This window comes from Nocardia vaccinii NBRC 15922, from assembly GCF_001613305.1.
In the GTDB taxonomy this organism is placed as follows: Bacteria; Actinomycetota; Actinomycetes; order Mycobacteriales; family Mycobacteriaceae; genus Nocardia; species Nocardia vaccinii.
Map to the genome: position 1 here is coordinate 82,929 of NZ_BDCC01000059.1, position 12,237 is coordinate 95,165.

At 64.1% G+C, this 12,237-nt stretch carries 9 protein-coding genes; 2 read left to right on the forward strand and 7 right to left on the reverse strand.

The features are described from left to right. The first annotated feature begins 498 nt into the window (after positions 1-498). Complete coding sequence (locus NV1_RS31235) at positions 499-2,139, forward strand: AMP-binding protein (RefSeq protein ID WP_067899575.1); 1,641 nt, start codon at positions 499-501, stop codon at positions 2,137-2,139. Between the two features lie 179 nt (positions 2,140-2,318). Here NV1_RS31235 and NV1_RS31240 read toward each other — a convergent pair whose 3' ends face one another. Genes NV1_RS31240 through NV1_RS31250 form a run of 3 tightly spaced genes read right to left on the reverse strand, consistent with a single transcriptional unit; the run spans position 2,319 to position 6,725 of the window. Next, positions 2,319-3,227 carry an alpha/beta hydrolase gene (locus tag NV1_RS31240; protein ID WP_218027250.1) on the reverse strand — a complete coding sequence of 303 codons (909 nt, stop codon included), beginning with the start codon at positions 3,225-3,227 and terminating at the stop codon, positions 2,319-2,321. 56 nt (positions 3,228-3,283) lie between these two features. Beyond that, the gene (locus NV1_RS31245) at positions 3,284-3,841 is read right to left on the reverse strand and encodes a hypothetical protein (protein WP_157117481.1); all 558 of its coding nucleotides are present in this window, start codon (positions 3,839-3,841) and stop codon (positions 3,284-3,286) included. A 37-nt stretch (positions 3,842-3,878) separates the two neighbouring features. Beyond that, entirely contained in the window at positions 3,879-6,725 is a 2,847-nt protein-coding gene (locus NV1_RS31250; protein WP_157117482.1) for an alpha-L-rhamnosidase, read from the reverse strand. A gap of 48 nt (positions 6,726-6,773) precedes the next feature. Here NV1_RS31250 and NV1_RS31255 point away from each other — a divergent pair, with 48 nt between their 5' ends. Beyond that, positions 6,774-7,436 (forward strand): TetR/AcrR family transcriptional regulator, encoded by a 663-nt coding sequence (locus tag NV1_RS31255; RefSeq protein ID WP_067899583.1) that lies wholly within the window; start codon positions 6,774-6,776, stop codon positions 7,434-7,436. 172 nt (positions 7,437-7,608) lie between these two features. Here the strand turns inward: NV1_RS31255 and NV1_RS31260 are convergent, their stop codons facing one another. The 4 genes from NV1_RS31260 to NV1_RS31275 all read right to left on the reverse strand — a co-directional run bounded on the left by NV1_RS31260 (position 7,609) and on the right by NV1_RS31275 (position 12,233). Continuing rightward, the gene (locus NV1_RS31260) at positions 7,609-8,973 is read right to left on the reverse strand and encodes an aminomethyltransferase family protein (RefSeq protein WP_067899684.1); all 1,365 of its coding nucleotides are present in this window, start codon (positions 8,971-8,973) and stop codon (positions 7,609-7,611) included. Positions 8,974-9,080: 107 nt separating this feature from the next. Continuing rightward, positions 9,081-10,610 (reverse strand): NAD-dependent succinate-semialdehyde dehydrogenase, encoded by a 1,530-nt coding sequence (locus tag NV1_RS31265; RefSeq protein WP_067899585.1) that lies wholly within the window; start codon positions 10,608-10,610, stop codon positions 9,081-9,083. Further along, on the reverse strand, positions 10,564-11,775 hold the full coding sequence (locus NV1_RS31270; protein ID WP_067899588.1) for a multidrug effflux MFS transporter: 1,212 nt from the start codon (positions 11,773-11,775) through the stop codon (positions 10,564-10,566). Before NV1_RS31270 ends, NV1_RS31265 begins: the two co-directional genes overlap by 47 nt. A 59-nt stretch (positions 11,776-11,834) precedes the next feature. After that, positions 11,835-12,233 carry a RidA family protein gene (locus NV1_RS31275; protein WP_067899591.1) on the reverse strand — a complete coding sequence of 133 codons (399 nt, stop codon included), beginning with the start codon at positions 12,231-12,233 and terminating at the stop codon, positions 11,835-11,837. Positions 12,234-12,237: the final 4 nt, after the last annotated feature.

The following is a 12,237-nucleotide window of genomic DNA, read 5'->3' on the forward strand; positions in this document are numbered from 1 at the left end:
CTTGCTGGTGTATCGGCGGTGGGTGTGGCCGGCGAGTGGGGTACCGAACAAGGTTTGACATTTTCGACAACTGGAGATCGTTTTTGTACAACTTGGATCTGTAACTGAGAAGTCGGCCTGCATCAGTCGACTGATGCCAGTTCGCACACGCCTGTGCAACGGGCTCGACGGGAGCCGTGCGGTGTCGGGCACGATCACTACCGCGCAGGCGATCCGATCTTGAAGGCAGGCGGCTTTATTCGGCCGCTCGAGTCCGCGACGGGGCAACCTGGACGTGCCGGCGTGGCGATACGGGTATGTGGCCGACGCTCCCGGCCGACCCACTGTAAGGCCAGGTGTGGAAAGGGGTCTCGGAGGCAAGTCGTCCGTGTCCGCACCGGCAGAATCAATCATTCGCAATGCCTTGCGGACCAATGGTACGACCGTTACTCTGTGACGCGAGCCACATGCATCGACTGGTTGCGATGCTCGTGAACGACGTCATCAGAGGAGACCTACATGTCGCTCACCACCTCGTACTGGCCTGCGGTGCCGAGCTCCGGAGTTCGCGACATCACCCTGCCCGACCTGCTTCGGGAGGGCGCTGCCGCAGCACCTGATCGCGTCGCGCTTGTCGACGCCGTAATGGACCCTGACAGAAGGCGTCAGTGGACCTACGCGGAGCTGTTGTGCGACACCGAGCGATATGCGCGTGCGCTTCTGTCGGATTTCATGCCTGGCGACAGGATAGTTCTCTTCGCCGCCAACAGTGCCTACTGGATTGTCCTGCAACAGGCGATCGCAATGGCCGGAATGATCGTGGTCGCCGCGAATCCGGCGTACCGGCGCGATGAGCTCGTGTACATGTTGCGGCAGGCGGGCGTAGCGGGCATTTTCTACCAGCGTGAGTACAGAGGTATTGATCTGGGTCGCATCGTTGAGGATGCACGCACCGAGGTTCCGTCTGTACGCAAGGTTATTCCCGATGATCAATGGCACGCATATGCCGATGGCGGCGACCCGTCATTGGCACTGCCTTCCCTGGACTGCACGGAAGCTGTGCAGATTCAATATACTTCCGGCACTACTGGTTTCCCGAAGGGTGCATTACTGCATCACAAGGGCATAGTCAACGAGGCCACGTTCGTGTTCGAGCGGGCCGGCATGGGAGACGGTGGTGTTTGTATCAATGCGATGCCGATGTATCACATCGGCGGGGGTGCAGTGACAGAGTTGGGCACGTTTTCGGCCCATGGAACTTATGTGGTTCTGCCCGGCTTCGACCCAGCCGGGGTATTGGAAGCCTATGAGACATACAAGGGGACGCACGGCCTACTCGTTCCGACGATGCTCATGGCGATGCTGGACCATCCCGATAGTGTGACCCGGGACCTGTCGAGCATGCAGACGGTCCTGTCCGGAGCTGCCGCGGTCCCAGAGGCATTGGTCCGACGAGTGCGGCGCGAGTGGGGCTGTGAGTTCTCAATCCTGTTCGGGCAGACCGAGATGCACGGCGTCATCAGCCAGACGAGGCTGGTAGATGAGCCGTCGGACCAGGCAACAACGGTGGGGCAACCGCTGCCTGAGCTCGAGGTGAGGCTGGTGGACCCGGTCGACGGAAAGACGGTACCGCTCGGTGAGCAGGGTGAGATCTGTTGTCGCGGTTACCAGAACATGATCGGGTACCACAAAATGCAGGATGCTACCGCCGCCACAATTGACGCAGATGGCTGGTTGCACATGGGAGATCTTGCCACGATGGACGATCGAGGCTTTCTGAAGATCACCGGCCGGATGAAAGACATGATCATACGTGGAGGGATCAACATCTATCCGCGAGAGATCGAAGAGTTGCTCTTCGATCACCCCGATATCAGTGAAGTGATCGTCGTGGGTGTCCCCGACGAATACTGGGGCGAACAGATCGGTGCCGTGATTCGCTTCGTCGACCCGAACTTTCCGCCGGACCCATTCGACCTGAAGGAGTGGTGTCGGGAGCGGATTTCCGCGCATAAGATACCTTCGCTCTGGTACTTCTCCGATGCATTTCCGATGACCCCGTCGGGGAAGATTCAGAAATTCAAGATCAGAGAGAAGATCATCAAGGGTGAGATTCTGCCGAACAAGGTCACCGGCGGCCGTACGGTGTCGGGTCGATGATCGCCAACGACATGAGGCTTCAGGCAGCCGACTGGATCGGACTGGTACTCGGTCGATCGCAGCGCCTCGTGTAGGTGGTGCAGTGTGGTTATGTCGAGAGGCATAATGGCGTCGCCCATGAGTAGTCCGCGCATCCAGCTGGGTCTGCGGGTGCGGAGCTGTACGAGCAGTCTTTGCTGTCACGTTGTCCCGAGCTGGCGGGCGAACCATGTCAGTCGAGCGTCGGACGCGGCCTGCGCCACGCGCGACTCCGGCGCGAAGCGTTCAATGCCGTGGAACGCCCCTGCCCATACATGCAGCTCGGCTTGACCACCCGCTTCCCAGACCCGTGAGGCGAACTCGACGACCTCGTCCCGAAAGACCTCGGCCGAACCCGCCTCGAGAAGGAGCGGCGGAAGGCCGGAGACATCAACAGCTCGGCTCGGCGACGCATACGGCGAGACGTCGTGACGATCTGGACCGAGTAGCGACGCCCAGCCGAGCTCGTTCGATTCCCGATCCCAGACGGACGTGCCCGAGTAGTCGCGACTCGACCCGCTGTCATTGTGCTCGTCGAGCATCGGGCACAACAGGGCGAGCGCACTGGGTTGGGTGCCTGCCCCGTCGCGCAGGCGCAACGCGAGACCGCCGGCGAGCCCGCCGCCCGCGCTCACGCCGGTGAGGAGGATCTTCGTGGCGTCGATGCTCAACTCGCCCGCATTGCTCGTCACCCAGCGCCAGGCTCGCAGCACGTCGTCCGCCGCCGCCGGGAAAGGATGTTCGGGAGCCAGCCGATAGTCGACGGTGATGACCGGCACCGCGAACCGCTCAGCCAAAGCGGCCAACTCGGCGATGCTGTCCAGTCGGTGACCCATGACCATGCCACCACCGTGTACATAGAAAATGGCTGCTCCGGCCGAGAGCTGGCTCGCAGGCGCGACGGCGGTCGCGATCGTCGATGGCCCTGTGTCGTCGCCGGGAATCTCGAACTCGCGGATGCTCAGCCCGTGGACACCCGCGAGAGCCTCGAGATCCACTGATTCCGCCGCTGCCGCAATGCGGCCGCGAATGAACGGGATCGCGGCAGCCTGCAGCGAGGGCCCGCTCATCTCTCGGAAAGCCTCGATTGCCGGAAGGAGTTCCGGGTCGTACGGAACCCGCGCCATCAGGCAGTCACCTGCGTACTGTCCGCATCGTGAACGAACTCGGTCGCCTCGACGGTCGCATCCTGGGACACGACCACGACCGCCATCTCTAATCCGGTGGCGAGCGGAGGTTTTGGAGCGACCAGCACTGAAAGCGCGAAGGCAATGACGACGGCGCCGACCAGGCCGCTGAACAACAGCGTCGGGTTGGCGAAGGCGAGGACCGGAATGCCGAAAGCCGCGGCGCCGACGATCAGCCTCTGGATGGTAACGGTCGAGCGGCCATTCGCCGCAGCCAGGAACACGATGCCGATGAGGTACACAATCAGGGTGACAGTGATCACGGTCGCCGACCCAGCCGGTCGCCGAGATGACCACCGATCAGCGAAGGGATTGCCACGGCCAGAGTCAAGATGCCCCTGCAGAGTTCCGATGGTAGTCGCATCCATGTGCAGGGATTGCTCGAACAGCACGAACGCAATGCCCAATGTTATGAGGGCGTCGTTCAGGTAGGAGACCATTCCTGCGACGGCAGTTCTCCAAAGGCTCTTCGGGCGGAGAACGATGGTGTTTGTCATGCGTGTGCTTCTTCTTCGAGGGATTTCTGGTGAGGGGCTAGGCGACCGAACGTTCGATGAAGACGGCTCGAGTCGGTGTGGGTACGAATTCGCGCCGGAAATCGCCGGCGCTCAACTCGGCGACGATGCCGGCGGCGCGGAGTTCTGCGGTCGCACCAACGGGTACCCGACCCGAGATCGTCACCGCCTCGTCCGAGCGAGTCCAGCTGATCGCGACATCGCCGTAGGGTGTGCGTCGTGTCGCCTCGGCAGATTCGAGTCCACAGTCGACGTCAGGCTCGAACAGGATCCGGCGGTAGCCCGCCTCTGCCGGCGCGATGCCGCCGATCCGTCGGAACAGCCAGTCGTCGACACTGCCCCGGGCAAAATGATTGAGCGACACGGTACGGACTGTGTGGTCGTCATTGATGGCATCCCATGATTCCCACACGGTGGTCGCGCCGCGATCCACCTCGTAGAGCCAGGAAGGTTGTTCGTCCTGCCAGAGAACGGCGCGAGCCAAGTCCCGGCTGCCGCCGCCCCACAGCACATCGAGTAGGTATGGCACAGACAGGAATCCGGTATCGAGGCGATCGCCGTTGTCACGCACCAGGCCGGCGAGATGACGCTGTACGGCAGGTCTCGATCGCTCAGGGAACATGTCGAACTCGAGCCCGACGACATATGGCCCTTGGAGTTGGACCAGGAGCGTCCCATCGGCTGCGAGGTACTCGCTGGCGAAGGCACTGCGGACGATCCGTGCTCTCTCTGCGAAGTCGATCGAATCGTCGTCGCGTCCGAGTTCCGTCGCAGTCTTCGCCAGAATCGTGAGTGTGTTGGCCTGGTACATCGGCCCGAGCAACTCGGCGGTCAGCCTCGGGGCGATTCCGATGCCCTCGTGGAGCGGTCGTCCTTGCAACGTGCTGGGGGTCAGCCAGTCACCGAAATGGATTCCGCCGTTCCAGAGTTGGGCCTGCGCGTCCCTCTGCTGATGGGTCAGCTCACGACCCGCGAGCCGACTCGGCAGAGTGTCGCGCGCGTCTTGGCGCTGGAAGTCGGCCCACGCCACCATGGCGTCGTAGTTCTCGATCAGGATGCGTGCGTCGCCGTAGCGCTCGTAGAGCGCCCACGGCACGATCGCGATCGCGTCGCTCCAGCCGGCGCACGCGACGATCGACGCGAAGCCCGTGGAGTTCGTGGCTGCGTCCGCGTCCACCGGAGATCGGGGTGAGGTGACCGTCACTCGTCCGTCTGGCAGTTGGTCGGCTCTCAGGTTGCGAAGCCAGCGTCGGAGAAAGGCGAACACATCCATGTTGTTCGTCGCCGCCCGCGTGAAGACCTGAATGTCGCCGGTCCAGCCGACTCGCTCACGCTGCGGACAGTCTGTCGGCACCGACAAGAAGTTGCCGCGCTGGCTCCACACCACATTCTCATGGAGTCTGTTGAGCCGGTCGTCCGAGCAGTGGAAGGTTCCCGCCGGTGCCAGGTCGCTGCCGATGACCACGGCGACGATCGAGCCGGGTTCGGGCGGGCCCGCCAAGCCCCGGATGCGTGCGTACCGGAACCCGTGGAAAGTGAACTCCGGCTCCCAACTCTCTCCACCCGGGAGGCCCGCGGCGAGGTAGACATCCGTCTGGTCCTTATTGATCCCGTCAATGTTGACGAACCATCCGCCACCGGAGTCCAGGGTCTCGGTGTGCTCGATCGTGATCGGGCAACCGCGATCCTGTTCAGGCAGTTCGATCCGCACCCGCCCGGCGATGACCTGTCCGAAGTCGACGATCCAACCTCCATGAGGGTCACGGCGGACGTCACGCACCGACAGCTCGCGAAGGCGCCGCACTGGCTCTTCCGCGAGGTTCGCCAGGGGTTCGAGGGACTCAGCCGAGAGATCGACGGGTTCCCACCCGACGTCATCGAAGTCAATGGTCGACCACTGGGGATCGTCCAGCCGCCGATCGAAGTGTTCACCGATGAAGATGTCGGCATAACGCTCCGGGCCCGGCGAGCTGACGACATCCGGACCGGATGCGACAATTTCGCGCCGGCCACCCTCGTAATCGAGCACCAGTTGCCAGACCGCCGAGAGCTTGTCACCCCAGTGCGCGCTCGATCCGGAAAGGGCGATACGTCCGACCCACCAGCCGTCGGCGAGCGCCACCCCCAGCACGTTGTCGCCGCGATGCAGCAGTTCGGTGACGTCGTAACCCTGCACGGCGAGGAGGTGCTCGTAGCTGTCATAGCCGGGAGCAAAGAGCCGGTCGCCGATTCGCTGGGCGTTGATCTCCGCGCGATAGATGCCGTGTGCGGTCGCGAAGAGCCGTGCCCGACGAAGTCCCGGGGCCACGGAAAATCGTTGACGAAGTCGCTGGGAGGGCCTCAGCCGATCCTCGACCGACTTCTCCGGCCGATGTCCGGCGACCCACTCACCGATGGTCCAGCGCTCGATCTCAGTGGGCCGCTGAGCGGGGCGCACCCAAGCCCCCAGCCAGTCCTTCGCGAAATCCGGACCGGTCTCGAAATTCGCCACGGTCCAGGCAGTCGACCCTTCATCGGCGTCCGTCCATACACGCACGCGCCAGCTGATACGACTCATGCTCGGGAGGACCGCGCCCGAGTAGTCGAGCCATGGCTCGCTGCTGTGCACGCGACCCGACGACCAGATGAGGGATCCGTCATTCGCCGCTACCTCGACCTCGCTCGCCAGCTGGACAAGGGGCGGGTGCGGAGTCTCGATCGACCAGGAGAACCGGGGACGACCGGCCGGGTCCACGCCCTCAGCCCGGGCGACATGATCTGTGTGCAAACCGACGCAGCTCGTGGTCTTCATGCTCGGGCCTCCTTCGGCGGCGGCGCGGTGCCGCGACGCGTGAGACAGCGTAGCTATTAAAAACCATTGATACAATGGTTTTTGGCTTGGTTCCGAGCCGCGTCCCGGCAGTATCGTGAGGGCATGACGCAGATCCGCCGCCGCAAGAGCGGCTCCTACGCCGTGGGTCGCGCCCGACGCGAGAGCATCCTCGACATCGCCACCGCGCACTTCTTTCAAGCCGGCTACCACCGAACCTCGATGGCGCAGATCGCGGCGGACGTCGGCCTGAGTGAGCCCGGATTGCTCCACCATTTCCCCACGAAGAAGCATCTGCTCGTCGCCGTGGCCGGTCGGCGGTTCGACATCACCGCGGCATGGGCTCGAGAACTGCGCGAGAGCGACGACCCCCTTGCACCGCTGACCCTCCTGGTGAAGATCACCGAGCGATTCCTTACACAGCCGGGGATGATCGAGCTCTTCGTGCTGGTGTCCGCCGAGGCCGCGGACCCCTCGAGTCCAGCACACGACCTGTATGTCGAGCACTACCGATCGGTTGTCGAATCGATCGCCCAGGGCTTCGAGGACGCCGTCGCCCGGGGGGCGCTACGTCCCGGCATCGACTACCGCGCGATCGCGCAGGAAACCGTCGCCATGACCGATGGCCTCCAATTGCAGTGGGTACTCTTCGAAGGGCAATTCGACCTCGTCGGCCGGCTCGAGGACTACGTGAGCCAGCTGTCGCGAACACTCCTCATTTCTCACGATTGCCCCGATGCCAGTGACTCAGGGCCTGCCGTGAATTAAGCCGTACCATCGGCTTTGGTGAGTGATGTTGTGAGATAGTCGATTTCACGGTGGCGGTGAACGATCTCGCGGCCGAGTTCATGGTGCTGCTGCCGTGTGCGGTCAAGGGCTGCGCGGTTGCCCACCCGGCATTACACATCACGGATGGGCGCCGTGCGTCTGGTGACGGCCGCTATCGCTTGACTGCCGTCGTGTCGCTCCGGCGACGGTCGGGTTTGAACGGGAGGTCGCGGACGGTCGCCCGCACCAGCACTTGCCGGGTGCCGGGCCTGCCCCACACCACTACCACCGCGGTTCCGGGTTCGGCGTGTGTTCGGTCGATCACCGCCAACGACAGTGTGCTCCGCAAGTTCGCGCTGTACTCCCGCCCGCTGGACACGCCGACATCCGTGCCCTCGACCATCACACGATCGAAAGAGGGTGTGAGCGACTTCGGCAACTCCATCGGATCGACCCGGTCCCCGGGCTCGAACAGCGTGTGATAGATCGCGACGACATCATCGGTGTTCCATTCGAGGCCGACGAGCGTGCGTGCGGGTCCGCCCGTTGCGTCTGCCGAGGTGAGAGCATCGCGCCCGATGAACTCGTGGTCCAGATGTACGCGTCCGCCCCACCCGAGCTCTCCCGGCCGGCGGAAGTAGTCAGTGAGATCGTTGGGAACGAAGCTTCCTCCGGGCAGTCCGCGCTTGAACTCCCATGGACCTCCGGGAGTGAGGATCGCCGCCGACAGGAAGTCGAGTCCGTTGGTGGCGATACCCGCTTCGACATGCTGGACCGGCTGGGAGCGAAAACCCAGCTGCCGGAGGTCATGATCCACGCCCGCGTCGCGTACGGCTCGCCAAATCTCGTTCCCGGCCTCGGACGGACCGTGCAACTCGTAGCCGAGCTCACCGGAAATGCCGGTGCGCAGCACGTCGACGGCCGTTCCGGCCACCTCGATTCGCGTGCTGCCGTTGAAGGGGATCGAGCTCAGATCCTCGTCGGTGAGCAGTTGCAGCACCGCCAGCGAGCGTGGCCCCTGGACTCCGAAGATGAAGTTCTGCGCGGACACGTCCGTCACCTCGACGTCGCCGCCGATCTGCCCGGCTTGCCAGTGCAGCCAGCTCGTGCTGCCGGCCGTGTACACGTACTCCTGCTCGCCTGTGCGGCGGAGAATTCCTTCGGATGCGATCCAGCCGTTCTCATCGAGTTGCACGTGATGCTTACTCGTTCCGAGCCGGAACTTGCCGAGGTTGTTCGTGCCAAGGCGGCTGAGGAACTCGTGTGCCCCGGGGCCCCGGATCTGCGCCTTGCTCAACGGGGACCAATCCCCGAGGTAGCAGGTGTCGACGTGGGATGCGGACTCGTCGACCCAGGAGGTGTACTCCAGCGGAAGGAGCATGGCCCCGAACCTGCCGACCGCCGCTGTCGGGTTTCCTTCGTCCTGTGCCGCGGCCGCGGAGCTGAACAGCGGGGGCCTCTCGATCACCAGTGGCGCGTTCGGGTCTTTCTTGAACGCATCGTAGATGTCGTTGTGAACTTTTCCTGTCTCGAACAATGTTCCACTTCTTTCTTTGTAAATGAGGATGCTAGGCCACGCCTTCAGTCGGCGGCGCCTGCTTGGCACGGAATTGTCGGCGCGCTGATCGGCCCGTTCGTCGTGAGTCACGTCGTGCACGACGCGAGGGCAGATATATGCCGGCTGAATGGGTTCGGTGTGATCGTGTACTTCTCCTGGAGGTATTCGTGGATACCCTCGAAACCGCCCTCGCGGCCGAGGCCGGATTGCTTCCAACCGCCGAAGGGTGCGGCCGCGTTGGACACGACGCCGACGTTGAGTCCCAGCATTCCGGTTTCCAGGCGTTCGATCATGCGTTGTGCGCGTGCCAAGTTCTCGGTGTACACGTATGACACGAGTCCGTACTCGGTGGCGTTCGCGATTCGTACGGCGTCGTCTTCGTCGTCGAATGGGACGATCGCCAGGACGGGACCGAAAATCTCCTCGCGCAGGATCCTGCTATCGGCGGGGACGTCGCCGAGAACGGTTGCGGGAAAGAATGATCCAGGGCCGTCGACAGCTGTTCCGCCGACGAGCAAGCTCGCGCCCCGGTCCGTCGCATCGCTGACCAGATCGGCTGCCTTCTGCACAGCGCGGTCGTCGATCAGCGGGCCGATGGTGATGTGGTCTTCGGTGCCCCTGCCCATGGCGAACGTCCGCACTAGTTCGGTGACTCGTCGGGTGAATTCGTCGACGACATCGTGGTGGATGATGAATCGGTTGGCCGCCGTGCACGCCTGCCCGATATTGCGGAATTTGGCGGCTATGGCGCCGTCGACCGCTCGGTCGAGGTCGGCGTCGCCGAAAACGATGAAGGGGGCATTGCCGCCGAGTTCCATCGAGGTGCGCAGAACACCACCGGCGGCCTGGGCCAAGAGCAGCTTCCCGACCGGCGTGGATCCGGTGAAGGAAAGTTTGCGCAGCCGCGGATCGGTGATGATCGCCTCCGATACCGGCCCGGCGGACGATGTCGTGATGACATTGAGGACCCCGGCGGGAAGTCCGGCATCCTCGAAGATCTTGGCTGCGAGCAGCGTGGTGAGGGGCGTGAGTTCAGCGGGTTTGATCACGACCGTGCAGCCGGCGGCGAGTGCGGGCGCGATCTTCCGGGTGGCCATGGCGAGGGGAAAGTTCCACGGGGTGATGAGGTAGCACGGTCCGACCGGGTGCTGGGTGATGATCATCCGCCCGCTGTCCTCGGGGGTGGCGTTGTAGCGGCCGGTGACACGGGAGGCTTCTTCGCTGAACCAGCGGAGGAACTCGCCGCCGTAGGAGACTTCCGCGCGGGCTTCGGCGAGTGGTTTACCCATCTCGAGGGTCATCAACAGCGCGAGGTCATCCGCTCGTGCTTGCACGAGGTCGAAGGCACGCCGCAAGATTTCAGCACGTGTGCGGGCTGGAGTCGTCGCCCACGAGGGGAATGCGGCACATGCGGCGTTCAACGCGGCTCGTCCGTCCGCGACGTTCGCATCGGCGATCTGCTTCAGACAGGCGCCGGTCGCGGGATCGTGGACAGCCAGGCGTGCGCCGTTGCCGGACGGTCGCCATGTGCCGTCGATGAACAAGCCGTCGGGGATGCTTGCAAGCAGATCAGTTTCGCTCTTCGAGCTCACGGGGGTTCCTTGAATTCGGGCCATGGTTGCGTGTGGGGGAGTGCCGGATCCGGTGGGCAACGGCCCAAGCCGACAGCGCGGTGCCGGAGCTCACCGCGATGACGGCACCGAGCAGAGCCGCGGTCGGGCCGGCAAGGCCGGTGACGGGTGACCCGAGCACACCGCCGAGGAATTGCCCCGAGCCGGTCAGTGCCGACGCGGCGCCGCTTGCGACAAGGGCCGCCTGGCCCCAACTGTGTGCGCTGGGCAAGACGAAACCTGCGCTTGCCGCGAAGACCGTGGACGACGCCCACAGCACACTGGTGGGCGCATGTGCCAACGCCGCGACCATCAAACACACGCCGCTGACCGCGCCGACAGCCAGACCGGCGCCGAGTGTGAAAGACGGGTGTTTGTATCGCATCACGCGGCGAAACACGAGGTTCGCGACCAGTATCGCGCACGCATTCGTACCGAACACCAACGCGAAAGTAGCTGGTGGATAACCGAATTCGCGCTCAACGATGAACGACGTGGTCGAGATATAGGCATAGAACCCGAAGGACTGCAACGCGAGTGCGACGGCGACTGCGACCAGTTCTCGCTCGTGCAGGGCGGTCTCCAGTGAACCGAGCATGCTATGGCGCGTACCCGACTGATCGCCGGCGGGCAGCGTCTCGGGAATGGTGACGGCGAACGCGGCCGCGATGAGAAGCCCGAGCACCAGCAGAGCGATGAAGTCCGCACGCCAGCCCCACGTCACGGCGATGGCTGTACCGGCCACCGGGGCCAGCACAGGTGCGACGGCGGTAACTACGGCGAGGATACCGATCCGGGAGGCGACCGCCCGGCTGTCGCTGGACAGATCGCGCACCACACTGCGTGCGGCCACAATGCCGGCGGCGCCGCAGATTCCGGCGAGACCTCGTGCAGCGATGAGCATTTCGGATGTGATCGCGACAGCGCTGGCCGCGGATGCCAGGGTCCATCCGGCGATGCCCACCAGGATCACCGGGCGTCGCCCGACGCGGTCGCTCAAGGGTCCCCAGAGAAGTTGGCCGAGGCAGATGCCGAGCAGGCAGGCGGTGATGCTCGCCTGCGCAAGCCAGTCGCCACCGCCGAGGTCGGACTGGATCCGGGGCAGCGACGGGGTGTAGATGTCGACCGACAGCGGGGCGAGCGCGGTAAGCACGGCGAGTATGACGAGCATGCGCGCCGTCACTGGTGGTCGATGCGCTGAGTCCGGGTCGCGGCGGCCGCTCGTTCCGTTCATTGCGAAGAGTGGTCGTCGAGGATGGCCAGCAGGTCGCATTGAATCCGGCAACCGCCGTCGAGGTCGGCGGCGATGGCTTGACGTGCCGGCCGATTCGCGAGATCGGGGAACATGGCCAGCCATTCCCGGTTCAGGGCATCCCGGTCGCGATAGTCCGCGAGCCGGAACGTCATCTTGAGGATGTCGTCGGTTGTGCCGCCGCTGGCGACCAGCAGCGCGCGCACGTGAGCGAAAACATTGGCGCACTGCTCGTCCAGGCTGTCCGGCAGCTCGTGTGTGACCGGGTCGCGTCCGGTGAGAACGCCGGAGGCGAGGAACGGTCCGATGCGGCTGCCTCCTGGGATGGGATTGGCGTGACCGAATCCGGGGATATTGATGCTGACCCGGCGAGTCATGTCC